We start from the raw sequence: 26839 nt of genomic DNA on the forward strand, positions 1-26839 counted from the left end.
GGGTGGCGTCGAGCGTCGAGGACGTCCTCCCGCTCACCCCGTTGCAGCAGGGCATGATCTTCCACGCCCTGCTCGACGAGCGCGCGGACGTCTACACGGTGCAAACCGTCCTGCGGCTGGCCGGTGCGGTCGACGCCGAGCGGCTCCGGGAGGCGGCGGAGCAGCTGGTGCGGCGGCACGCCAACCTGCGGGCCGGGTTCCGCACCCAGTCCTCGGGCCAGTTCGTGCAGGTCGTGCGCCGGTCGGTGCGGGTGCCGTGGCGGGTCGTGGACTGCCCTGGCGATGCGGAGTTCCAGCGCCTGCTGGACGACGACCGCGCCGAGCGGTTCGACCTCGCGCGACCGCCGTTGCTGCGGTTCACCTTGGCGCGCCGCGGTTCCGAGCACGTGCTCGTGTTGTCGTCGCACCACCTGCTGTGGGACGGCTGGTCGGCGCCGATCCTGGTGCGTGAGCTGCTGTCGTTGTACGGCGGGGAAGCGCTTCCGCCGGTGCGGCCGTTCCGGGACTACTTGACCTGGCTGTCCAAACAGGACGCCAAAGCGGCCGGGCAGGCGTGGGCGGAGGCCCTCGGCGACCTCGACGGCCCGACGCTCGTGGCCGACGGCTCGTCCAACGGACTGCCGCGGCGGGCCGAGTTCTCGTTGCCGGGGCAGCCACTGACGCAGGCCGCCCGCGAGCACGGCGTGACGGTGAACGCGCTGGTCCAGTCCGCATGGGCACTCGTGCTCGCCGGGCTGACCGGCCGGGACGACGTGGTGTTCGGCGCGACGGTCTCCGGCCGCAACCCGGAGGTGCCGGGCGTCGAGTCGATGGTCGGCATGCTGATCAACACCGTGCCGGTGCGCGTGCGCCTCGCGCCGGACGAGACGCTGGCCGCGCTGGCCGCGCGGGTGCAGGCCGAGCAGGCGCGGTTGCTGGAGCACCAGCACCTCGGGCTCGCCGACATCCAGCGCGCCGCCGGGCAGCCCACGCTGTTCGACACGCTCGTGGTCTTCGAAAGCTATCCGGGCACCGACCTGGCCGGCTCGCCGCTGGCCGGGGTCGAGGTGCGGGACGCCACGCACTACCCGCTCGCGTTGCTGGTCGTGCCGGGCGAGGAGTTCGTGCTGCGCATCGACCACGACCCGGCGCGCTTCGACGACGCCGCGGTCGCCCGCATCGCGGAGCGGGTGCAGGACGTGCTCGGCTGGTTCGTCGCCGCGCCCGGCACCCCGGTCGCGCGGGTCGAACCGCTGCCCGCCGACGAGTGGCAGCAGGTCGTGGTGGCGCCCAACGAAACCGCCGCCGAGGTGCCGGAAACGACCCTGCCGGGGCTGTTCGCCGAGCAGGTGGCGCGCACGCCGGACGCGACCGCGGTGGTCTTCGAGGGCGCCGAACTCACCTACGCGGAGCTGGATGCCCGCGCCAGCGCGCTGGCGAAGAAACTGGCGGGCGCGGGTGTGGGGCCGGAGCACATCGTCGGTGTGCGGCAGGACCGTTCGCTGGATCTGATCGTGTCGTTGCTGGCGGTGTTGAAGGCGGGCGGGGCGTATTTGCCGCTGGATCCGTCGTATCCCGCCGAGCGGTTGAGCATGATGATCGAGGATGCTCAACCCACTGTGGTGCTGCCTGCCTCGTTGGAAGGCGAGGGGGAGTTGCGGGCGGCGGGGCCGGACAACCCGGCGTATGTCATCTACACGTCGGGTTCCACCGGGCGACCGAAGGGTGTGGTGGTCAGCCATCGGGCGATCGTGAACCGGCTGTTGTGGATGCAGCACGAGTACGGCCTGACCGGCGAGGATCGCGTGCTGCAGAAAACACCGTCGTCGTTCGACGTGTCGGTGTGGGAGTTCTTCTGGCCGCTGATCACCGGAGCGACGCTGGTGTTCGCCAAGCCGGAGGGGCACAAGGACCCGCGCTACCTGGCCGAACTGGTCGACCGCGAGCGGATCACCACCGCGCACTTCGTGCCGTCGATGCTGGCCCAGTACGTCGAGACCGGCCGCGGACCGGAGCGGATCATCTGCAGCGGCGAGGCCCTCCCGCCGGAGCTGGCGCGGCAGGCGAGTGAATTCGCCCAGGTGCACAACCTCTACGGCCCGACCGAGGCCGCGGTCGACGTCACCTACTGGCCGGTGCCCGCCGATGCCGCGACCGTCCCTATCGGACGTCCGGTGTGGAACACGCAGACCTACGTGCTGGACCGGTTCCTGCGGCCGGTGGCGCCGGGTGCGCCGGGCGAGCTGTATCTCGGGGGAGTACAGCTCGCCCGGGGGTACCTCAACCGGCCCGGGCTGACCGCGTCCCGGTTCGTCGCCAGCCCGTTCGGCGAGCCCGGCTCGCGGCTCTACCGCACCGGCGACGTCGTGCGGTGGAACGCCGACGGCGTGCTGGAGTACCTGGGCCGCGCCGACGACCAGGTCAAGATCCGCGGCTTCCGCGTCGAGCTGGGCGAGGTCGAGGCGGCCCTGCTCGCGCTGGACGGGGTCACCGCCGCGGCGGCCACCGTGCACACCGGCCGTCAGCAGCTGGTCGGGTACGTCGTCGGCGACGGGCTGGACCCGGCCGCGCTGCGGCGGAGCCTCGCCGAGTCGCTGCCCGAACAGCTGGTGCCGTCCGCGATCGTCGTGCTGGACGCGTTGCCGCTGAGCCCGAGCGGCAAGCTGGACCGCCGCGCGCTGCCCGAGCCGCGGCTCGCCGAGACCGGCAGCGCCGAGGCCCGCGACCCGCGCGAGGAGATCCTGGCCGAGCTGTTCGCCGAGGTCCTCGGCGTGGACCGGGTCGGGCGGGACGACGACTTCTTCGCCCTCGGCGGGCATTCGCTGCTCGCGACCCGCCTGGCCAGCCGGGTCCGCCGCACGTTCGGCGTCGACCTGCAGATCCGGGCGATCTTCGACGCGCCGACGGTGGCACGCCTGGCACGGCACCTGGACGGCGGCGCCGCGCGCCCGCCGCTGACCCGCCGCGGCCACGACGGCCTCGTGCCGCTGTCCCCGGCGCAGCGCAGCCTGTGGTTCCTGCACGAGCTGGACGGCCCGTCGCCGGTCTACAACATCCCGTTCGCCGCGCGGCTGACCGGACCGCTGGACCTGGACGCACTCGACGCCGCGTTGACCGATGTGGTGAACCGCCACGACGCACTGCGCACCCTGCTCACCGCGGACGGCCAGCGCGTGCTGCCGCCGTTCGAGCGGTTCCCGGTGCACCGGCACGACGGCCCGGCCGACGGTTTCGTGGAACGGGCGAGCCGGTACGCGTTCCGGCTCGGCGAGGAGCCGCCGATCCGCGCCGAAGTGCTGGCCACCGGGCGGGACGAGCACCTGTTCGTGCTGGTCGTGCACCACGTCGCGGGCGACGAGTGGTCCGCCCGGCCGCTGCTGCGGGACCTGGGCGAAGCCTACGCCGCCCGCGGCGCAGGCCGCGCGCCGGACTGGACGCCGCTGCCGGTCCAATACGCCGACTACACCCAGTGGCTCCAGGACATCCCGGTCGACGGCCAGCGCGACTTCTGGCTCAAGCGCCTGGCAGGCCTGCCCGAGGAACTGCCGCTGCCCACCGACCGGCCGCGCCCGCAGCACCCGACACGCGAGGGCGGCCACGTCGCCGTCGAGTTCCCCGCCGCGCTGACCGCGTCGCTGGCGAAGCTGGCCCGCAAACTCGGCGTGACCGACCTGATGATCGCCCAGGCCGCGACCGCGGTGCTGTTGTCCCGGCTCGGCGCGGGCGAGGACATCCCGCTCGGCACGCCGGTGGCCGGCCGCACCGACGAAGCGCTCGACGACCTGGTCGGCTACTTCGTCAACACGGTCGTGCTGCGCACCGACCTGTCCGGCAACCCGACGTTCCGCGACCTGCTCGCGCGGGTGCGTGAGGCGAACCTGGACGCCTACTCGAACCAGGATCTGCCGTTCGAGCGGGTCGTCGAGGCGGTCAACCCGCCGCGCTCGCCGGGGCGGCACCCGCTGTTCCAGATCATGGTGTCGCACCGCGATCCGTCGACCGCGGAACTGGACCTGCCGGACGTGGTGGCCGAGCCGCTCGAACCCGGGTTCACCGGCGCCAAGTTCGACCTCGCGTTCCACTTCGGCCCGGAAGACTGCTTGATCAGCTACTCCGCCGACCTGTTCGACGAATCCACTGTGGACTCGCTCGCGCGCAGGCTGGTGCGGCTGCTCACCGCGCTGGTCGCCAAGCCGGAGCAGCCGGTCGGCCTCGCCGAGATCCTCGGCGACGACGAGCGCGCCCAGCTCGCGGCGTTCAATGACACCGCCGAGGACCGCCCGCAGACGACCTTGACCGAGATGGTCGAGGAGCAGGCCGCCCGCACCCCTGACGCGGTGGCCGTCGAGTTCCACGACCGCAGCCTCACCTACGCCGAGCTGAACGCGAAGGCGAACCACCTGGCCCGGCGGCTCGTCGCGGCCGGGGTCGGGCCGGAGCGCACCGTCGGCATGCACTGGGAGCGGTCGCTGGAGCTGGTCGTCGGCCTGCTCGCGGTCGAGAAGGCCGGTGGCGCGTTCGTGCCGTTGGAGCCGTCGTGGCCGGATCGGCGCATCGCCGAGGTCGCCGCGAGTTCCCGGTTCGCCGCGATCCTCAGTGGACCGGAGCACGACGGGCCGGTGCGGGAACTGGGCGTGCCGGTCGTGCACGTCGACCTCGCGGGCGAGGACCAGGAGAACCTCGGCGTGCGGGTGCCGCCGGAAGGCCTGGCCTACGTCATCTACACGTCCGGCTCGACCGGCACGCCGAAGGGCGCGATGATCCGGCACCGCGCGATCACGCACCGCCTGCTGTGGCAGCGCGAGATGCTCGGTTTCGGGCCCGGCGACGCGGCGCTGTTCAAGGCGCCGATGGGATTCGACATCTCGATCAACGAGGTGTTCCTGCCGCTGGTCACCGGCGGCAAGCTGGTGATCGCCGAGCCCCGCGGCGAGCGGGACATCGAGTACCTGCTGAGCCTGATCGAGCGGCACCGGGTCACGTTCACCTACCTGCCGTCGTCGATCCTGGACCTGCTGGTCGGCCTCGACGGGTTCGCCGAGCGCGGCCGGTCGCTCAAGCACGTCTGGTGTGGCGGCGAGGTGCTCACGCCCGAGCTGTTCGCCCGGTTCCGCGCGGTCAGCGACGCGATCATGTACCACGGGTACGGCCCGGCGGAGGCGACGATCGGCGTCAGCCACGTCGTCTACCGCGACGCGAGTGCGGTGCGCAAGGCCGTGTCGATCGGGCATCCGAACGGCAACACCCGGCTGTACGTGCTGGACCGGCACCTGCGGCAGGTTCCGGTCGGCGTGCCCGGCGAGCTGTACGCCGGCGGCGTCTACCTGGGCCGCGGCTACATCAACGACCCGAAGCGGACGGCGGACCACTTCGTCGCCGACCCGTTCGGGCCGCCCGGTTCGAGGCTCTACCGCACCGGCGACCTGGCGCGCTGGCAGCCGGACGGCACGCTGGAGTTCCTCGGCCGCGCCGACAACCAGGTCAAGATCCGCGGCATGCGCGTCGAGCTGGAGGAGATCGAGGCGGTCCTGGAGCAGCACGAAGGCGTCCGCCGGGCGGTCGTGCTGGTGCGCGACGAGCCCAAGCGACTGGTCGGCTACTGCCTGGGCGCCGAAGTGGACGGTCTCGGCGACTGGTTGCGCACTCGCCTGCCCGAGCACATGGTGCCGCGCCGGTTCGTGTTCCTCGACGAGTTCCCGCTGATGCCGTCGGGCAAAGTGAACCGCAAGGCGCTGCCCGACCCCGGCCCGGAGCCGACGTCCGGCAGCCGCGCGGCGGCGACCGAGGCCGAGCGCATCCTGTGCCGGGTGATGGCCGAGGTGCTGCGGGTGCCCGAGGTCGGCGCGGAGGACAACTTCTTCGGACTCGGCGGCGACAGCATCCTGTCCATCCAGTTCGTGAGCAAGGTGCGGGCGGCCGGGCTGCGGATCTCGCCGCGGCAGGTGTTCGAGCACCAGACCGCGGCGGCGCTCGCCCGCGCGGTCGACACCGACGTGGTGGTCCCCGACGAGGACCGCGCGCAAGGTGTCGGCGAAGTCCCGCTCACCCCGGTCATGCGCTGGTGGCGGGAAACCGGGGACCGCACAATGGCCCAGGCCGCGTTGCTGCGGGTGCCGCCCGCGGACGGCCCGGAGATCTTCGCCGGGGTGCTGCAGGACGTGCTCGACCACCACGACCTGCTGCGTGCCCGGCTGCGTGGCGAGGTGCTCGACGTCCGCCCGCCAGGCGCGGTGACGGACATCCTCGAACACGTACCCGGGGACACGCCGGTGGCCGAGAAGTACGCCGAGGCGGTCGGCGCGCTCGATCCGGAGGCGGGTGTGCTGGTGCGGGCCGTGTGGTTCGACCACGGGTCCGGGCCCGGCAGGCTGCTGTTCGTGCTGCACCACCTGGTCGTGGACGGGGTGTCGTGGCGCATCCTCGCCGGGGACCTGGCGCAGGCCTGGGAGGCGCGCTCGTCCGGTCATCCGGCCAAGCTCGACCCGGTGCCCACGTCGTTCCGCTGGTGGGCGCGGCACCTGCCGACCGCGAGCGCCGAGCAGTGGAAGTGGTTGCCGCGCACCGGATCGGCGGACGTCCGGCCGGCTCGCACGGCCGGCCGCCGGGAGCTGGCGCTCGGCGCGGAACTGGTCGCCGAGGTGCCCGGCAAGTTCCGCACCGGCGTGCCGGAGGTGCTGCTCAGCGCGCTCGCGCACGCCTTCGGCGAGCCGCGGCTGGTCGCGCTGGAGGGCCACGGCCGCGAGGAGCACCTGGTGCCCGGCGCGGACCTGTCCCGCACGGTCGGCTGGTTCACCAGCGTCTACCCGGTCGAACTGCCCGCCGCCGCGACTCCGCCGGAGATCCAGGAGCGGCTGCGGGCGGTGCCGGACAACGGCATCGGGTTCGGCATCCTCCGCTGGCTGCACGGCGAGCTCACCGACGTCCCGGAGCCGGAGATCGGCTTCAACTACCTCGGCCGGTTCGACGTCAGCGAGGGCTTCTGGGTCCCGGACGCGGAGAAGCTGCCGCCGCCGGAGGTCCAGCACCGGCCGCTGGAGATCAACGTCGTGACCGAGGACGGTCCGGACGGGCCGGTGCTGACCGCGACCTGGTCCTGGACCGACCGGTTTATCGAGTCCGAAGTGGACGCCCTGGCCGCGAAGTGGCAGGACGCCCTGCGCGACCTCACTGCCGCGGAGGAGCCGGAGGAAGTCCTGCCGCTGTCCCCGCTGCAGGAGGGCATGCTCTTCCACGCGCTCTACGACGAAAGCGCCGACGACGTCTACACCGTCCAGTTCGTGCTGGGCCTGACCGGTGAGGTCGACGCGGCGAGGCTGCGCCGGGCCGCGCAGGGCCTGCTGGACCGGCACCCGAACCTGCGCGCGGCCTTCGTGCACGACGACGAGCCGAAGCAGGTCATCCGCCGCGAGGCCGAGCTGCCGTGGGCGGAGCTGACACTCAGCCACGAGGAGTTCGACGAGTTCCTGGCCAGGGACCGGGCGGAGCGGTTCCCGCTCGACGAGCCGCCGCTGCTGCGGATGACCCTGGTGAAGCTGGGCGAGCGGGACCACCGGCTCGTCCTGTCCAACCACCACATCCTGCTCGACGGCTGGTCGCTGCCGCTGCTGGTGCGGGACCTGCTCGCGCTCTACGCCGGCGCCGAGCCGCCGTCGCCGCGGCCGTACCGCGACTACCTGACCTGGCTCGCCGGGCGGGACCGGGACGCCTCCGCCGAAGCGTGGCTGGCCGCGCTGGACGACGTCGAGGAACCGACGCTGCTGGCCCCCGCCGCATCGCGCGTGCCGATGCGGCCCGGCAAGCTGCGGCTCGATTTGCCCGCCGAGACCACGGAACGGCTCTACGCGGTCGCCCGGGAGCACGGCCTGACCGTCAACACGGTCGTCCAGGGGCTGTGGGGTCTCGTGCTCGCCCGGCTGACCGGCCGCGACGACGTCCTGTTCGGCGCCACCGTCTCCGGCCGTCCCGCGGATCTGTCCGGTGTGGACGGCATGGTCGGCCTGTTCATCAACACCGTGCCGGTGCGGGTGCGCCTGCGTGGCTCGCTGCTGGACGTCCTGCGTGGCGTGCAGGACGAGCAGGCGCGGTTGATGGACCACCAGTACCTGGGCCTCACCGACATCCAGCGGGCGGCCGGGCACGGCGATCTGTTCGACACGCTGGTCGTGTTCGAGAGCTACCCGATCGACTCGGACGCGGTGAGCGCGAGCGAGCGGGCCGCCGGGATCACGATCGACCGGGTCGAGGTCGAGGACTCGACCCACTACCCGCTGACCCTGGCGGTCGCCGCCGAGGAGCGGTTGTCGGTCGTCTTCGAGTACCGGCCGGACACGTTCGACGAGGCGTGGGCGGAGTCGCTGAGCGGCTGGTTCCGCCGGGCCGCGGAGGCGTTCGCGGCTGCCCCCACGCAGAAGGTGACGGGCGTCGACCTGCTCGGCGAGGAGACCCTGGCCGAGCTGCGCCGCATCGGCACCGGCAAGGTCCTGGACGCCCCGGCGACGACGCTGCCCGAGGTGCTGCGCGAGCAGGCACAAGCCACTCCGGACGCCGTGGCGATCGTCGCGGGGGAGACCCGGCTGACGTTCGCCGAGTTCAACGCCCGCGCCAACCAGGTCGCGCGGGTGCTCATCGAGCAGGGCGTCGGCCCGGAGGACGTGGTCGCGCTGCGCATGCCGGCCGGTGCGGACATGCTGGTCGCGCTGCTCGCGGTGGTCAAGGCGGGCGGCGCGTACCTGCCGCTCGACCCGGACTGGCCCGCCGAGCGGATCGACTTCATGCTCGCCGATGCCGCGCCGAAGCTGATCCTGACCGAACTGCCGGAAGCGACGGGCCCGACGGACGACCTGCCGCCGCGGGCGAAGCCGCAGCACCCGGCGTACGTCATCTACACGTCCGGCTCGACCGGCACGCCGAAGGCCGTCGTGGTGCCGCACAGCTCGATCGCGAACCTGCTGGTCAGCCACCGCGCGGACCTGTTCGACCCGGCACGCGAGCGGGTCGGCCGCCCGCTGCGGGTCGCGCACGCGTGGCCGATGGCGTTCGACGCGTCGTGGCAGCCGATGCTGTGGATGTTCGCCGGGCACGAGCTGCACCTGGTGCCACCGGACACCCGCCGCGACGCGGACCTGCTGCGCGCGTTCCTGCGGGACCACGAGATCGAGTTCGTCGAGCTGTCCCCGTCGCTGCTCGCGCAGGTCGCGACCGAACCGGGCTGGCGCGGCGCGCTCAAGGTGCTCGGCGTCGGCGGTGAGGCGGTGCCCGCGCAGCTGTGGCGGTCGCTGCGGGACGAGCCGGACCTGGCCGTGTGGAACCTCTACGGCCCGACCGAGTGCACTGTGGACTCCGCGGCGTGCGACTTCGACCGCACCGAGAACCCGTGCATCGGCTCGCCGGTCGGCAATGCGCGCGCCTACATCCTCGACCGGCACCTGCGGCCCTGCCCGCCCGGCGTGGAGGGTGAGCTGTACCTGTCCGGCGCCGGTCTGGCCCGCGGCTACCTGCGGCGGCCGGGCACGACCGCGGAGCGGTTCGTGGCCGATCCGTTCGGTGAGCCCGGCACCCGGATGTACCGCACCGGCGACGTGGCGCGCTGGAACGCCGAGGGGCTGATCGAGCTGCTCGGCCGCGTCGACGACCAGGTCAAGATCCGCGGCTTCCGCATCGAGCCCGGCGAGATCGAGGCCGTGCTGCTGCGGGATGAGCGGGTCGAACGCGCGGTGGTCGTGCCGCGCGAGGACACGCCCGGCGTGAAGCGGCTGGTCGCCTACGTCGTCGCGAGCAGCACGGACGGTTTGCGCGAGCAGGTCGCGTCGGCACTGCCGGAGTACATGGTCCCGGCGGCGATCGTCGCGGTCGACCGCTTCCCGTTGACCCGCAACGACAAGCTCGACGTCAAGGCGCTGCCCGCGCCGGACTACACGAGCACGACGTCCCGGGCGCCCGCGACGGAACTGGAGAAGCGCATCGCCGGCCTGTTCGCCGAGGTCCTCGGCCTGCCCGAGGTCGGCGCGGACGACAGCTTCTTCGCACTCGGCGGGGACAGCATCGTGTCGATGCGGCTGGTCAGCAAGGCCCGTGGCGCCGGGCTGGCGTTCACGCCGCGGGACGTCTTCGAGCAGCGCACGGTCGCGGCACTGGCGCGGGTCGCGGGGGAGGCCGTGCACCGTGCGGACTCCGACGCGGGCATCGGCGAGGTCCCGCTGACGCCGATGCTGCACTGGCTCAACCGCAACCAGCCGTACGGTCAGCTCAGCCAGGCCCGGATGCTCTGCACCCCGGCCGGTCTCGACCTGGACCGGCTGCGTGAGCTGGTGCAGCTCCTGCTGGACCGGCACGACGTGCTGCGTGCGACCTTCGACGGCACGTTCGTCGTCCGCCCGCGGGGCGCGGTGGACGCAAGCGCTTGCGTCACCCGGATCGACGCCCGCGACACGGACTACCCCGACATCGCGGAGCGGCTGCCCGGCCTGATGCGGGAGATCCGGCTCGACCCGCCGTCCGGCGACATGGTGCGGTTCGTCTGGTTCGACACCGGCCCGGACCGCTCCGGCCGCCTGCTGATCGTGCTGCACCACCTTGTCGTGGACGGCGCGTCGTGGGGCGTGCTGGTGCCCGAGCTGGCCGAGCTGTGGGCGGGCCGCGAGCTGCCGCCGGTCGGCACCTCGTACCGCGAATGGGCACGGGCGCTGCCCGAGGTGGCGCGGGCCAAGGCGAGCGAGATGCCACTGTGGCGGGAGATCCTGTCCGGCCCGGACCCGGTGCTCGGCACCCGTCGCCTCGACCCGGCCACCGACACCCGCGCGTCCATGCGGGGCACGCGGACGTTCCTCGACCCCGACGTGACCGGCAAGCTGCTCACCGAGGTGCCCGAGCGGCACGGCGTCACGATCAACGACGTCCTGCTGGCCGGGCTCGCGCACGCGGTGTCCCGCTGGCGCGGCGACGACGACACGTCGCTGCTGCTCGCCCTGGAAGGCCACGGCCGCGAGGAGCAGATCGCGCCGGGCGCGGACCTGTCCGGCACGGTCGGTTGGTTCACCAGCGTGTTCCCGGTGCGCGTCGACCCCGGCGACCTCACGCGTGGCGTGCGCCAGGGGCTCACGCGGGTGAGCGAGCAGCTCGCCCTGCCGGACAAGGGCATCGGCCACGGCCTGCTGCGGTACCTCAACCCGGACACCGCTTCCGAGCTGGAAGCGCTGCCCGAGCCGCAGCTGGAGTTCAACTACCTCGGCCGGCTCACCGTGGGCGAGCGCGACGGCGAGCCGTGGTCCGGCGCGCCGGAGGTGGGCGCGATGGGCGGTGGCGTCGACGACGACATGCCCGCGCCGTACTGCCTGGTGCTGAACGTGCTGGTCCGCGGCTCGACGCTGGAGGCCGACTGGCAGTGGCCGTCCGCCTTGTTCACCGAAGACCGGATCCAGCAGCTGTCCCGCGAGTGGTTCGCCGCGCTGACCCTGATCGCCGAGGAGGCCCCCGGTGAGTGACCTCGCCGCCCGCAAGCGTGAGCTGCTGCGCCGACGGCTGGCCCAGGCCGGCCTGGCCAGCACGACGTCGATCCCGAAGCGGGACTCCGACGACGACCTGCCGCTGTCCTACGCGCAGTCCCGCATGTGGTTCCTGCAGCAGCTCGACCCGGCCAGCCCGGCGTACAACGTGTGCCTGGCGATCACCCTGCGCGGTGCGCTGGACAAGGCCGCGCTGCATCGGTCGTTCCAGCGGCTCGTGGAGCGGCACGAGATCCTGCGCACCCGGTACGTCGCCGGGCCGGACGGCGAACCGCGGCAGATCGTCGACCCGTACGCCGTGGTGACGATGCCCGAGTCGGACCTGCGTGGTCTGTCCGGAGAGGACCGGGACCGGACTGTCGAGCGGGTGGCGCGGGAGGAGTCGGCGCACGCGTTCGACCTCGCCACGGAGCACTCGCTGCGGCTGCGCCTGCTGCGCCGCGGCGACGACGACCACGTGCTGGTGCTGACCGTGCACCACATCGCGTGGGACGGCTACACGTTCAACACGCTGTCGCGGGACCTGTCCGCGCTGTACCGGGAGGACACCACCGGGCAACCGTCCGGTTTGGACCCGCTGCCGGTGCAGTACGCGGATTTCGCGGTGTGGCAGCGGAAGACGCTGACCGACGAGAAGCTGGCCGGTGACCTGGACTACTGGCGCCGCGAGCTGACTCCCGCGCCGGAGAACCTGCCGCTGCCCACCGACCTGCCACGCCCGCCCGCGCGGTCGGACCGCGGGGACCGGCGGTTCCACACCTTCGACCGGGCCGTGACCGACCGGATCGGGGAGTTCGCGCAGGCCCGTGGGGTCACGCCGTTCATGGTCGTGTTCGCCGGGTACGCGGCGCTGCTGTCGCGCTGGACCGGCGCGACGGACGTGCCGATCGGGTCGGCGTCGATGAACCGCGACGCCGGCGAGGTCGAGCGGCTGATCGGCAACTTCGGCAACACGCTCGTGCTGCGGGCCGACCTGTCCGGCGACCCGTCGTTCGCCGAGCTCGTGGACCGGGTGCGGCGCGTGTGCACCGACGGTTACGCGCACCAGGGCCTGCCGTTCGACCTGCTCGTCGAGTGCCTGCGGCCGCCGCGCGTGCCGGGCCGGTCGGTGCTGTTCGACGTGATGCTGTTGTTCCTGACCCAGGGGTTGCAGGGCTTCGACCTGCCCGGCGTCGAGGCGAGCTGGGAGACGGTGCACAACGACACCACCCAGTTCGACCTGGCGCTGGAGGCGTTCCTGGTCGACGGCGAGATGCGGGTCGAGGCCACGTACTCGACGGAGCTGTTCACCGCCGCGACGGTCGAGCGGTTCCTGGCGCACCTGGAATCGCTGCTCGCCGCCGCGGTGGACGCGCCGGACCGGCCGGTCAGCCGGCTGGAGTTCTTCGCCGACACCGCGTTGATCGGGGACATGCGTGAGGTGCCGGAGGCGACGCTGCCGGGGCTGTTCGCCGAGCAGGTGGCGCGGACGCCGGACGCTACTGCGGTGGTCTACGAGGGTGTCGCGCTGACGTATGCCGAGCTGGACGCCCGCGCCACCGAGCTGGCGCGTCGGTTGGCGGGCGCGGGTGTGGGGCCGGAGCACATCGTCGGTGTGCGGCAGGACCGCTCACTCGATCTGATCGTCTCGCTGCTGGCGGTGCTGAAGGCGGGCGGGGCGTATTTGCCGCTGGATCCGTCGTATCCCGCCGAGCGGTTGAGCATGATGATCGAGGATGCTCAACCCACCGTGGTGCTGCCCGCCTCGTTGGAAGGCGAGGGGGAGTTGCGGGCGGCGGGGCCGGACAACCCGGCGTACGTCATCTACACCTCGGGCTCGACCGGCCGTCCCAAGGGTGTCGTGGTCAGCCATCGGGCGATCGTGAACCGGCTGTTGTGGATGCAGCACGAGTACGGCCTGACCGGCGAGGATCGCGTGCTGCAGAAAACACCGTCGTCGTTCGACGTGTCGGTGTGGGAGTTCTTCTGGCCGCTGATCACCGGCGCGACGCTGGTGTTCGCCAAGCCGGGCGGGCACAAGGACCCGCGCTACCTCGCCGAACTGATCGCGCGGGAGCGGGTCACCACCGTCCACTTCGTGCCGTCGATGCTGCGGGCGTTCGTCGAGTCGGGCGCGCGGCCGAGCACCCTGCGGCGCGTGATCTGCAGTGGTGAGGCGCTGCCGTCCGACCTCGCGCGCGAACTGCCGCACGTGCACAACCTGTACGGACCGACCGAAGCCGCGGTCGACGTGAGCCACTGGCCGGTGACCGAGGGGGCCGGCACCGGGACCGTGCCGATCGGGCGGCCGGTGTGGAACACGCAGCTGCACGTGCTGGACCGGCACCTGCAGCCGGTCGCGCCCGGCGCGGTCGGCGAGTTGTACCTGGGCGGCGTCCAACTGGCCCGGGGCTACCTGAACCGGCCCGGGCTCACCGCGTCCCGGTTCGTGGCCGGGCCGGACGGGTCGAGGCTGTACCGCACCGGCGACCTGGTGCGCCGCACCGGGGACGCCCTGGAGTTCCTCGGCCGCGCCGACGACCAGGTCAAGATCCGCGGGTTCCGCGTCGAACTGGGCGAGGTCGAGGCCGCGCTCACCGCATTGCCCGAGGTGGTCAGCGCCGGCGTGGTCGCGCGGCCGGAGCGGCAGCAGCTCCTCGGCTACGTGGTCGCCAAGCCGGGCACGGACGCGGCCACCATCCGGCGGCAGCTCGGCGCCACGCTGCCCGAGCACCTGGTGCCGTCTGTCATCACGTTCCTCGACGAGCTGCCGCTGAGCCCGAGTGGCAAGCTGGACCGCAAGGCGCTGCCCGAGCCGGAGGCGGCGACCGCGGCGGCGGAGCCGGAAACCGAGCGCGAACGGGCACTGGCCGCGTTGTTCGCCGACCTGCTCGGCGTCGAGCGCGTCGGCCGGGACGACGACTTCTTCGCCCTCGGCGGGCATTCCCTGCTGGCGACCAAGCTCGTCGGCCGCATCCGCGCCGACCTCGGCGTCGACCTGGCGATCGGGACTGTCTTCGACGCGCCCACCGTCGCCCGCCTGGCCACGGCGCTCGACGGCGGCACGCAGAAGCGGCCGGCGCTCACGCCGATGCCGCGCCCGCGCCGCATCCCGCTGTCTTCGGCGCAGCAACGGTTGTGGTTCCTGTACCGGCTGGAAGGCCCGAGCGCGACCTACAACGTGCCGTTCGCGGTGCGCCTGGACGGCCCGCTCGACGTGGACGCGCTGCGGGCGGCGCTCGCGGACGTCGTGAGCAGGCACGAGGTGCTGCGCACGATCTACCCGGAGTTCGAGGGCAAGCCCTACCAGCAGGTCCTCGACACGATTCCGCCGCTGATCGTCGACGATGGCTCGCCACGCGAGGCCGCGCAACGCGCGTTCGAACTGGACCGCGAGCCGCCGTTCGAGGCGCGGCTGTTCCGCGACGGCGACTCGCACGTGCTGTCCCTGCTGACGCACCACATCGCGAGCGACGGCTGGTCCGCCGAGCGGCTGCTGGCCGACCTGACCACCGCCTACACCGCCCGCCTGCAGGGTCGCGGTCCGGGCTGGGCCCCGCTGTCGGTGCAGTACGCGGACTACGCGCTCTGGCAGCGGGACCTGCTGGGCAACGACGCCGACCCGAACAGCCTCGCGTCCACCCAGCTCGCGTACTGGACGCGGCAGCTCGCCGACCTGCCGGAGGAGATCAGCCTGCCGGCCGACCGGCCGCGCCCCGCCGATCCGTCGTTCCGCGGGGACGCGGTGCGGTTCCGGCTGCCGCCGGAGACGCACCGGGCGCTGGCGGAGCTGGCGCGGCAGACCGGGGCCACGACGTTCATGGTCGTCCAGGCCGCCGTCGCCGCGCTGCTCGGCCAGATGGGCGCCGGGGAGGACGTGCCGATCGGCGCGCCGGTCGCAGGCCGCACCGACGACGCCCTGGACGGTCTGGTCGGGTTCTTCGTCAACAACCTGGTGCTGCGCACGGACCTGACCGGCGACCCGACGTTCCGGCAGCTCGTCGAGCGGGTGCGGCGCACCGACCTGGACGCGTTCGCGCACCAGGACCTGCCGTTCGAGCGGTTGGTGGAGGCGCTCAACCCGGCGCGGTCGATGGGGCGGCACCCGCTGTTCCAGGTCATGCTGGCCTACCAGCGGGCGCCTGGCGGGCCGGTGCCGTTCGGGCACGCGTCGCTGCGCGAGGAACACGTCGACTTCTACGCGGCGCGGCTCGACCTGTCGTTCCACCTGTTCGAGCAGGACGCGGGCATCGACGGCTGGCTCGTCTACAGCGCTGACCTGTTCGACCGGTCCACAGTGGACGACCTCGTGGCCCGCTTCACGCGGCTGGTCGGCGATCTGCTGGCGGACCCGGACCGGCGGCTGTCGGCGACCTCGGTGCTCACTCCCGAGGACGTGCTCCCCGCCGGCGAGACGCGGGAGGTGCCGGAGACGACCCTGCGGGAGCTGTTCGCCGCCCAGGTCGCGCGGACTCCGGACGCCACCGCGGTGGTCTTCGAGGGCGAGTCCCTCACCTACGCCGAGCTGGACGCCCGCGCCACCGCGCTCGCGACGCGGCTGGCGGGCGCGGGTGTGGGGCCGGAGCACATCGTTGGCGTGCGGCAGGACCGGTCGCTCGACCTGATGGTCTCGCTGCTGGCGGTCCTGAAGGCCGGTGGCGCGTACCTGCCGCTGGACCCGTCGTACCCGGCGGAGCGGCTGAACATGATGATCGAGGACGCGCAGCCCACCGTGGTCCTTCCCGCCTCGTTGGAAGGCGAGGGAGAGTTGCGCTCGGCGGGACCGGACAACCCGGCCTACGTCATCTACACCTCGGGTTCCACCGGCCGTCCCAAGGGCGTCGTGGTCAGCCACCGCGCGATCGTCAACCGTCTACTGTGGATGCAGCACGAGTACGGCCTGACCGCTGATGATCGGGTTTTGCAGAAGACCCCTTCGAGCTTCGACGTGTCGGTGTGGGAGTTCTTCTGGCCGCTGATCACCGGCGCCACGCTGGTGTTCGCCAGGCCCGACGGGCACAAGGACCCGGAGTACCTGGCCGGCCTCATCGCCCGCGAGCGGATCACCACCGCACACTTCGTGCCGTCGATGCTGCGGGCGTTCGTCTCCTCGGGCGGCGACCTTTCGGTGCTGACGCGGGTGATCTGCAGCGGTGAGGCCCTGCCCTCGGACCTGGCGCGGCCGAACGTGCACAACCTCTACGGCCCCACCGAGGCCGCGGTCGACGTCACCTACTGGCCGTGCGCCGACGGCGCGGGCGAGGGCACGGTGCCGATCGGGCGGCCGGTGTGGAACACGCAGGTCCACGTGCTCGACCGGTACCTGCGTCCGGTGCCGCCGGGCGTCACCGGCGAGCTGTACCTGGGCGGCGTCCAGCTGGCCCGCGGCTACCTGAACCGGCCCGGGCTCACCGCGTCGCGGTTCGTCGCCGCGCCGAACGGGCGCTTGTACCGCACCGGCGACCTGGTGCGGCACCGCGGCGGCGTGCTCGAGTTCCTCGGCCGCGCGGACGACCAGGTCAAGCTGCGGGGGTTCCGGATCGAGCTGGGCGAGGTCGAGGTCGCGCTCACCCGGGCCGGCGCGCGCAGCGCCGTCGCGGTGGTGCGGGACGATCGCCTGATCGCCTACGTCCTCGGCGAAGCCGACGCGAACAGCCTGGCCCGCGAACTGCCGGACCACATGATCCCGTCCGCGATCGTCCAGCTGGACGAGTTCCCGGTGACGCCGAGCGGCAAGCTGGACCGCAAAGCCCTGCCCGCGCCCGACTTCGCCGCGCTGGCCGGCAAGGCGGAGCCCGCGACCGAGCGGGAAGCGTTGCTGTGCCGGCTGTTCGCCGAGGTCCTCGGCCTGCCCGAGGTCGGGGCGCAGGACAGCTTCTTCGCCCTCGGCGGCGACAGCATCGTGTCCGTCCAGCTCGTCAGCCGGGCCCGCAAGGCCGGGCTGACGATCACCCCGCGCCAGGTCTTCGAGCAGCGCACCCCGGCCGGGCTCGCTGCGGTCGCCACAGCCGCCGTCACAGAGGCCGGCGACGGCACCGGCCGCATCGAGCCGACGCCGATCATGCGCTGGAGCGAACGCGGCCTCGCGCAGGCGATGCTGCTGGTCGCCCCCGACGGCCTGACCCGTGACGGCCTGGTCCGGGTGGTGCAGGCGATCCTGGACCGGCACGATGTGCTTCGCGCCCGCTGGGAGGGCGCGCTGGTGGTTCCGGCCGAATCCTTCGACGCGGCAGAGATCGTCTGGGACGCCACCGGCGACCTCGACGCGGAACTGCGCGCCGCGCGCGAGCGGCTGACCGACGAGCGGATGCTGCAGGTGGTCCGCTTCCCGGACCGGGTGCTGATCGTCGCCGACCACCTCGTCGTGGACGGGGTCTCGTGGCGGATCATCATGGACGACCTCGCCGAAGCCTGGGCCGGCAAGGAACTCGTGCGCACCGGCACGTCGTTCCGGCGCTGGAGCGAACTGCTCGCCGCGCAGGACCGCAGCGCGGAAACCGGGCTGTGGCACGGAATCCTGGACGGCGCCGACCCGGTGCTCGAACCCGGCGGCGAACGGCACGAGACCGGGTTCGCCGTGCCGCTGCCCGAGAGCGCCGAACAGGCCGGGGTGCAGGAGCTGCTGATCAGCGCGTTCGCCGAGGCGCTGGAAACCTGGCGCGGCCGCGGCGACGCGGTGATCGCCGTCGAGGGTCACGGCCGGGAGGAACAGCTCGGGGCCGACCTGTCGGCCACGGTCGGCTGGTTCACCACGATCTTCCCGCTCCGGCTGCGGCCCGGCACGCGCTTGCGGGATGTTCGCGAGCAGCTGGAGAGCCTGCCCGACCACGGTCTCGGCTACGGACTGCTGCGCCCGCTGGGCCTGCCGGAGCCGACGATCGTCGTCAACTACCTCGGCCGCCTGCCGAGCGGGACCGGCGAGCCGTGGTCGGTCGCGCCGGAGGCCCCGATGCTGCGGGTGCCGCCACGCACCGCGCAGTGGGCGATGGAGGTCAACGCGGTCAGCGTCGACGGGCAGTTGCGCGTCGCGATCACCGGGCCGGCGCTGCCCGAGCTGACCGAGCTGTTCCGCAAGGCGCTGAGCAGCGCACCGACCGCGGCGGACACCGCGCTGGCGGACGTTTCCGAAGAAGACATCGACGAGTTCGAAGAGGAGCTGGGCACGTGGTGAGTCAGCAGCCGACGGTGGGAGAGCTCCTGCGCGAGGTCACCGACCTGCTGGGGCCCGAGGCGGCGGAGCTGTCCGAGAACGACAGCCTCATCGAGTGGGGCCTCGACTCGATCCAGCTCATGCAGGTCGCGAACAAGTGGCGCAAGCAGGGCATCAAGGTCGGATTCGCGAAGCTGGCCAAGAACCCGACCCTGGCCGGGTGGCGGGAGATCCTGGCCACCGCGGCCGGGGTCGCGCCCGAGCCGGAGGTGACCGTCGAGGTCGACGAGACCGAGCCGTTCCCGCTCGCGTTGATGCAGCACGCGTACTGGATCGGCCGCGACGAGGAGACCACACTCGGCTCGGTCGCCGCGCACCTCTACGTCGAGTTCGACGGCCCGGACCTGGACCCGCAGCGCCTCGACGTGGCGGTGCGGAAACTCGTCGCCCGGCACGGGATGCTGCGCGCCACCTTCCTCGACGACGGCCGCCAGCGGATCCTGCCCGAGCGCGCCCAGCCGTCGCTGCTCGTGCACGACCTGCGTGACCTCGACGAAGAGGCCGAGACCCGTCGCCTTGACGAGTTGCGGGACGCGTCGTCGCACGCGCGCCTGGACGTGGCGAACGGCGAGGTGTTCAAGATCCAGCTCAGCCGGCGGTCCGGCGACCGGGCGCGGCTGCACGTCGATGTGGACATGCTCGCCGCGGACGCGTTGAGCTACCGCGTCCTGCTGTCGGACCTCGCGCGGTTCTACGACGAGCCGGACGCCGAGCTGGAGCCGATCGGCTACAGCTACCCGCGCTACCTGGCCGAACGCGAGGTGACCCGTCAGGCCGAGCAGGAGAAGGCCCGCGAGTGGTGGCAGCGGCGGATCCCGGAGCTGCCGGGCGCGCCGGACCTGCCGCTTGTGCCTGAGACCGAGCGCGCGGACGCCACCCGCGTCACCCGTCGGCACCACTGGCTGGCGCCGGAGGACCGCAAGCGCCTCGCTGCCCGCGCGCACGAGCACGGCCTGACCCCGGCGATGGTCGTCGCGGCCGCGTTCGCGGAGACCCTGTCCTCGTGGAGCGCGCAGCCGCGGTTCCTGATGAACCTGCCGATGTTCGACCGGCAGAGCACCCACCCCGACGTCGACAAGCTGGTCGGCGACTTCACCAGCTCGGTGCTGCTGGAAGTCGACTTCTCGACCGAGGCGTCCTTCGTGGAGCATGCGAAGGCGTTGCAGGACCGGATGCACGCCGACGCGGAGCACGCCGCGTACTCGGGTGTCGAGGTGCTGCGGGACCTGTCCCGGCACCACGGTGAGCAGGTGCTCGCGCCGGTGGTGTTCACCAGCGCGCTGAACCTGGGCGAGCTGTTCGACGCACGCGTGCGGCGGTGTTTCGGCGAGGCGGTGTGGATCATCTCGCAGGGGCCGCAGGTGCTGCTGGACGCGCAGGTCACCGAGGTCAACGAGGGCCTGCTGATCAACTGGGACGTGCGGGAGAACGCCTTCCCGGCCGGGATGATCGACGCGATGTTCGCCGCGTTCCAGGACCTGATCACCCGGCTCGGCCAGCGGGACGACGCGTGGGAGCAGCCGGTCGGCGGCGCGTTGCCGCGGGAACAGGCCGAGGTGCGGGCGCGGGTCAACGCGACGGAGGGGCCGCGCAGCGGGCGGTTGCTGCAGGATGGGTTCTTCGAGCGTGCCGTCGCGCAGCCGGACGCGCCCGCGCTGCTGTGGGGCACGGATGGAGTACTCAGCTACGGCGCTTTGCGGGACCGGGCGCTGCGGATCGCGAAGTCGTTGCAGGACAAGGGTGTCTCGCCCGGTGACCTGGTCGGGGTGAGCCTGCCGAAGGGCCCGGACCAGATCGCGGCGGTGCTCGGAGTGCTGGCCGCGGGCGCCGGGTACGTGCCGATCGGTGTGGACCAGCCGGCGGCGCGGGCGGAGCGGATCCGGCGGATCGCCGGGTTCTCGCAGGTGCTGACCTCCGCCGAGGAGGCGGCCGAGCCGCTCGCCGAGCCGGTGCGGGTGGACGAGGAGCAGATCGCGTACGTGCTGTTCACGTCCGGTTCGACGGGGGAGCCGAAGGGTGTGGAGGTGCCGCACCGGGCGGCGATGAACACGATCGACGACCTCAACGAGCGGTTCGCGGTGGGCGCCGACGACCGGTGCCTCGCGGTGTCCGCGCTGGACTTCGACCTGTCCGTGTACGACGTCTTCGGCCTGCTGTCCGCGGGCGGCGCGGTCGTGCTGGTCGAGGAGGGCGACCGCAAGGAGGCCCGGCAGTGGGTCGAGCTGGCCGCGTCGCGCCGGGTCACCCTGGTCAACTGCGTGCCTGCGTTGCTGGACATGCTGCTGTCCGCGGCGCGGCCGGGTGAGCTGAGCGGGTTGCGGACGGTGTTGCTGGGCGGTGACTGGGTGGGCACGGACCTGCCCGGCCGGGTGGCGGAGCAGGCGCCGCGGTGCCGGTTCGCTGGGCTCGGCGGCACCACGGAGACGGCGATCCATTCGACGGTGTGCGAGGTGCACGGGGTGCCGTCGTCGTGGCGTTCGGTGCCGTACGGGACACCGCTGCGCAACGTGGTGTGCCGGGTGGTGGACGTGCGGGGCCGGGACTGCCCGGACTGGGTCGCGGGGGAGTTGTGGATCGGCGGCGACGGGGTCGCCCACGGGTACCGGGCGGATCCGGAGCGGACCGCCGACCGGTTCGTGGAGCACGAAGGCCGCCGCTGGTACCGCACGGGCGATTTGGCGCGGTACTGGCCGGACGGCACGCTGGAGTTCCTGGGGCGCCGGGACTTCCAGGTGAAGGTGCGCGGTGTGCGCATCGAGCTGGGCGAGGTCGAGGCGGCGCTGGCCGAGTTCCCCGGGGTGCACCGGGGCGTCGCGGGCGTGGCGGGCAACCAGCTCGTGGCGGCCGTCGGCGGCTCGGTGGACGGCGACGAGGTCCGGGAGTTTGTGCGAACGTTGTTGCCGCCGCACATGGTCCCGGCTCGCGTGGTGGTGCTGGACGCCCTGCCGCTGACCGCGAACGGCAAGGTGGACCGCCGCGCGGTGGCGGCGCACTGGCAGGCGTCGGCGGACAGTTATGTCGCGCCGGAGACGCCGTTGGAGCAGGTGCTGGCCAAGGTGTGGGCCGAGGTGCTCGGAGTGGAACGCGTAGGCCGCGACGACCCGTTCTTCGCGCTCGGCGGAGACTCCGTCCTGGCGACGATGATCGTCGGCCGCCTGCGGGAGGCGTTGGACACGTCGGAAGTGACTGTGCGGACGCTGTTTTCGGCGCTGACGGTGGGCGCGATGGCGGCGCGCTTGGTGGCGGACCAGTCGGTGCCCGGGCGCCTGGAGCAGGTGGCGGAGATCTACCTGGAGGTGGACGCGCTCTCCGAGGAGGACTTGAACGCTCAGTTGTGATTCGGGGCGCTACGCGGGTTTCTCGGGCGCCGGCTTCGCTTCGCTACGCCCGGATCTGCCCCTCCCGAACCCGATCTCTCAGTGTTCGGTTGCCGAGACACCGCGTCAAGGCGGGAAAGCGTGCCTTGACCCGGTGGCTCGGCAACCGATTTGGCTGGGGATCGGGTTGCGGGAGGGGGATGGCTCGTGGGGTGGTTGCTTTTCGTTGCCGGCCTGCGGACAGGAAGTAGGCAACAAAAAAAGGAGCCCTCCCCGCCGAAGCGAGGAGGGCTCCGTGCCGAAAGATCAACCCAGCTTCGCCAACCCAGGCTTCAACTTCTCCAGCACCCACGGAATGTCCAGCACCGTGGGAGCACGCAGCGCCGAGATCGTCTCCATGTCGACCACCAGGTAGTTACCTGCCTTGATGGGGGCCACCAGCTGGTTGCTCTCGAACGCCGTCTGGTGGTCCGGCGAGGTGTAGGCGACGATCACCAGGTCCGCCGCGAGCTTGTCGTACTGCTCCGGGGTCAGCGAACCGGTCGGGCTGCCCGCGTCGGTCTGCGCGGCGTCCGTCACCGTCGGGCTCAGCTTCAGGCCGAGCGACTCCACGAGCTGCACCGCGAAGTCCTTCTGCGACACCAGCGTGAACATCTTGCCCGCGGTGTTGCCGACCGACGCGGTGAACGTCTTGCCCGCCGCGTTCGGGTACTGCGCCTTCAGCTGGTCGATCGCGCCCTGGGTGCTCGTCTCGACCTGCTTCGCCTGTGCGGTCTTGCCGAGCGCCTGCGCGACCACGTCGAGGTGTTCCTGCCAGCTCTGCGAACCCCACTCGGTCGCGTAGCCGATCGTCGGCGCGATCTTGGACAGGTTCGCGTACTCCTCTTCGAGGCCGTAGTCCGCGGTCGCGAGGATCAGGTCCGGCGTGAGCGCCCCGACCTGTTCGGCGTTGACACCGCTCGCCGCGTTGACGATCTGCGTCTTGGCCGGGTCGACCTTGCCCTGCAGCCAGGACGGCACACCGTCCATCCCGGACTTGTTGAAGAACGCGACCGGCGTGACGCCGAGCGCGACGGCCGCGTCGAGGTCGTCGGTCGACGTGCCGATCACGACGACGCGCTGCGGCGCCTTCTCGATCGTCGTGGTGCCGAACTTGTGCGTGATGCTCACCGGGAAGGCCGACGCGTCGGCACTCGCTGAGGACGCCGTCTGCGTCGACGAATCCTGCACATTGCCACACGCCACGAGCCCGAGGCCGAGCACACCCGCGACCGAAGCGGCCACGAGTGAGCGGAGTCCGGGCAGGCGAACCCTGCGAGACATGGCAACACCCTTTCGAAGGAACTGCGACAAAGTGCGCCAAGTCAAGCAAGGCTAACCTAAGGAATCAACCCCGCCGTGTGCGACGCAGATCACCCCGGAACCGCTTTCACCCAGCCAGGCGCAGGTCCCAGCCTTCCGGCAGCCCCCGAACCTTGGCCACTTCGTGATCTGCCTCGACATGCACGGTCAGCTCACCGAGCCGCAGGTCCGACAACCGCACCCGGCCCCACTGGCCCGGCAGGTGCGGGCGGACCACCAGCCGCTGCTGAGGCACGTGCGGTTCGAGCCCGAGGAACGACCGCACCAGCAGCAACGGCGCCGCACTCGCCCAGGCCTGCGGCGAACACGACGTCGGGTAGGGGATCGGCGGGCTGAACTCCGACCGCGAGAACCCGCAGAACAGCTCGGGCAGCCGTCCGCCGAACGAGGCCGCCGCGTCGAGCAGCCCGGTCGCCAGCCGCTGCGCCAGGTCCACCGCGCCCGGCAGGTGCGCGTACCGCAACAGCCCGGCCACCGCGATCGCCGTGTCGTGCGGCCACACCGAGCCGTTGTGGTAGCTCATCGGGTTGTACGCGCCCATCGCCGAGGACAGCGTCCGCAGCCCGTAGCCGGTGTCCATCTCCGGCCTGCTGAGCCGCTCGATCAGCACCGCGGCGTGCTCGTCGGTCGCGATTCCCGACCACAGGCAGTGCGCGGTGTTGCTGGTCAGCGCGTCGAGCGGCTGCTTGCGGCCGTCCAGCGCGACGGCGTACCAGCCCTGCTCCGGCAGCCAGAACGCCTCGGCGAACCGCTCCCGCAACCGCTCGGCCCGCTCCCGGCAGCGCGCCGAGGTCGCCGGGTCGTTGAACGCGTCGGCCAGTTCGGCGCGTGCCAACCAGGCCGCGTAGGCGTAGCCCTGCACCTCGCACAACGCGATCGGTGTGGTCGCCAGCCGCCCGGCCGCGTCGTTGATGCCGTCGAAGCTGTCCTTCCAGCCCTGGTTGAGCAGGCCACGGTCGGTCGCCCGCCGGTACTCGACGAACCCGTCGCCGTCCCGGTCGCCGTAGCGTTCCAGCCACTCCAGCGCGGCGTCGGCGGCCGGGAGCAGCGCCCGCACCGCCGTTTCGCCCGCGCCCCAGCGCCAGCACTCGGCCAGCAGCATGACGAACAGCGGCGACGCGTCCACCGTGCCGTAGTAGTGGCTGCCGCCGAGAACCTGGTCGCTGTCCGGACCGAGCCGCAGCTCGTGCAGGATCCGGCCGGGCTCCTCCTCGGTCAACGGGTCGACACGCTTGCCCTGCAGCTCCGCCAGCGTCTCCAGCGTGCCCAGCGCGAGCCCGACGTCCAGTGGCAGCGCCATCCACGCGGTGAGCAGGCTGTCCCGGCCGAACAACGTCATGAACCAGGGCGCGCCTGCCGCGACGAACGGCCGTCCGTCCTGGCTGCTGTCGTGGATCTGCAACGCGCCGAGATCGCTTTCCGTGCGCTGCAGCACCTGCGTGAGCACCGGGTCGTCAGCCGCGATCATCGTGCTCACGTCGCGCCACGCGCGGATCTTGCGCGCCGGACCGCTCGCCTCGACCTCCTCGCCGCGGTCGAACTGTGGCCGCACCCGCCGGTTCCCGACGGTCGGCTGCACCACGATCTCGGTCGACCATTCGCCACGGGCAGGCACGACGACGCGCCAGTTCAGCACGCCGGGCGCGGCCAGCGGGTCCGCGGTGGCGCTCACCGACAGCCCGCGCGAGCCGTCGGACCGGTCGCGCAGCAACAGTTCCGAGCCGGCCACGGTGGCGTCCGCCCCGCCGTGCGCGGGGCGGCCCTCCTTCACCGCGAACAGGTCCGAGAAGTCCGCGTCGACGTGCAGGGTCAGCGTCGCGACGGTGTTCTCCCGCCCCAGGTTCCGCAGCGTGATCGTCTCCCGCAGACCGTCGCCGACCAGCCGCTCCCGCACCAGCAGCAGCGTGCTGTCGGCCTGGCCCGGCTTGGGGTTGCGGCGCAGCACGAACTGCGCCGCGAACGCCTCCGGCGAGATGACCGACAGCGGGTGCGGGGACTGCCCGTCCAGCCGCAGCTCCCACCGCGAGACCAGCCGCGCGTCCCGGAAGAACAGGCCGTGCGAGGTGCCCGGCTGGATGTCGCCGTTCGTGCCGGACAGGCAGAACGTGCTGCCTTCGACGAGCGTGACCGTGCCGCCCGCGCTGGTCACGGGCACCGGCTCGCCCGCGTTGAACGCCTCCGGCGTCATGGCCGCCCTCCGGATGGCTGCAGGGTGGGTCCGTCGTTGTCCATCTGGTCGTAGGCGCGGTCGAGCGCCGAGTCCAGGGCCGCGTAGTCGCGCCGCAGCCTGCTGACCTCGACCGCCCGCCGGTACGCGGCCTCGTAGCCCGCGCCCAGCCCGCCGACGTCGAAGTGCTCGGCGACGTGCGCGCGGCACTTGGCCGGGTCGAGGTGGCGGACGTCGTGCAGCGCCTGCACCAGGTCGGCCGGGTCGTCGCGCACCAGGCCGGTGACGCCGTCGACGACGACCTCCGGCACCGCGCCGGACCGCAGCGCCACCACCGGCGTGCCGCACGCCATCGCCTCGATCATGACCATCCCGAACGGCTCCTCCCACTGGATGGGGAAGAGCAGGCAGCGGGCCTTGGCGAGCAGCTCGCGCTTCGCGGTCGCGTCGGCGACGCCGAACACGTGGTCGTTGTCGGTGAGCCGCGGCCGGACCTCCCGCTCGAAGTACTCCTTCTCGATCGGCTCGGCGCACTTGCCGGCCAGGACCAGCCGCAGCCCGGCGCGGTGCGCGGCCTCCAGCGCGAGGTGCGGCGCCTTGTCCGGGTGGAACCGGCCGAGGAACAACGCGTAGTCGTCCTTTTCGGACTGGAACGGCCAGTCGGCCAGCCGCAGTGCGTTGTGGACGGTGCCGATCCAGTTCAGGCCGGGCGCCAGCTCGCGCTGCCGGTCGCTGATCGCCACCAGGTGCACGTCGTCGCCCAGTTCGGTGTAGTAGCGCGCCATGTCCTCGCCGACCGGACCGTGCACGGTCACCACGGTCGGCACGCCGTAGGCGGGGGCGTTGAGCGGGCCGGCCAGCGAGTGGTCGTGCACGACGTCGACGCCCTCGGCCGCGGCGAGCCGCTGCACGGCCCGGCGCGCGGCGATGGCGTGCATGACCTCCGGGTAGGGCTCGCCGAGCAGCTCCGGCACGGTGCGGTCCCACACCGGGACGAACCGCGCCTTCGTGCCGGGACGGCCCGCGCCGATCAGGGTGACGTGGTGCCCGCGGTCGACGAGGGCGTCCGCGAGGTCGGCCACGACCGCCTCGACCCCGCCGTAGGCCTTCGGAGGAACGTCGAAGTAGGGCGGGACGACCATCGCCACGCGGAGCGGGCGGTCGGGGTCGTCCCGTCGCACGGCGGCGTGCGAAACAGATCGGGCTTTCCACGCGGGGCGGTGCGCGCTGCTCAAGCTGCCTCCTCGGACCGTCTATGCAATTAGCACTCTCCTACTAAGAGTGCTAATACAGCGGCGCTCGCCTCGGCAAGCTCCGGGCGTGG

The 26839-nt window shown here is 72.3% G+C and carries 6 protein-coding genes; 3 read left to right on the forward strand and 3 right to left on the reverse strand.

The window, feature by feature from the left end:
- The first annotated feature begins 2 nt into the window (after positions 1 to 2).
- The 3 genes from ACCP09_RS00050 to ACCP09_RS00060 are packed head-to-tail and all read left to right on the forward strand — an operon-like array spanning position 3 to position 22007.
- Positions 3 to 11459, forward strand: a complete 11457-nt coding sequence (locus ACCP09_RS00050; protein WP_433742363.1) for an amino acid adenylation domain-containing protein — start codon at positions 3 to 5, stop codon at positions 11457 to 11459.
- Positions 11452 to 18630, forward strand: a complete 7179-nt coding sequence (locus tag ACCP09_RS00055) for an amino acid adenylation domain-containing protein (protein ID WP_433742365.1) — start codon at positions 11452 to 11454, stop codon at positions 18628 to 18630. The genes ACCP09_RS00050 and ACCP09_RS00055 overlap by 8 nt, the downstream gene beginning before the upstream one ends.
- Complete coding sequence (locus ACCP09_RS00060; RefSeq protein WP_433742367.1) at positions 18624 to 22007, forward strand: amino acid adenylation domain-containing protein; 3384 nt, start codon at positions 18624 to 18626, stop codon at positions 22005 to 22007. The genes ACCP09_RS00055 and ACCP09_RS00060 overlap by 7 nt, the downstream gene beginning before the upstream one ends.
- 285 nt (positions 22008 to 22292) lie before the next feature.
- Here the strand turns inward: ACCP09_RS00060 and ACCP09_RS00065 are convergent, their stop codons facing one another.
- The 3 genes from ACCP09_RS00065 to ACCP09_RS00075 all read right to left on the reverse strand — a co-directional run bounded on the left by ACCP09_RS00065 (position 22293) and on the right by ACCP09_RS00075 (position 26696).
- Positions 22293 to 23309, reverse strand: coding sequence for an ABC transporter substrate-binding protein (locus ACCP09_RS00065; protein WP_228684952.1), 1017 nt, complete (start codon positions 23307 to 23309; stop codon positions 22293 to 22295).
- Between the two features lie 106 nt (positions 23310 to 23415).
- The gene (locus tag ACCP09_RS00070; RefSeq protein ID WP_378336394.1) at positions 23416 to 25536 is read right to left on the reverse strand and encodes an amylo-alpha-1,6-glucosidase; all 2121 of its coding nucleotides are present in this window, start codon (positions 25534 to 25536) and stop codon (positions 23416 to 23418) included.
- Entirely contained in the window at positions 25533 to 26696 is a 1164-nt protein-coding gene (locus ACCP09_RS00075; protein WP_027932660.1) for a glycosyltransferase family 4 protein, read from the reverse strand. Before ACCP09_RS00075 ends, ACCP09_RS00070 begins: the two co-directional genes overlap by 4 nt.
- Positions 26697 to 26839 lie beyond the last annotated feature (143 nt).

The sequence above is a fragment of the Amycolatopsis sp. 3B14 genome (assembly GCF_050958625.1).
GTDB classification, from domain to species: domain Bacteria; phylum Actinomycetota; class Actinomycetes; order Mycobacteriales; family Pseudonocardiaceae; genus Amycolatopsis_E; species Amycolatopsis_E thermoflava.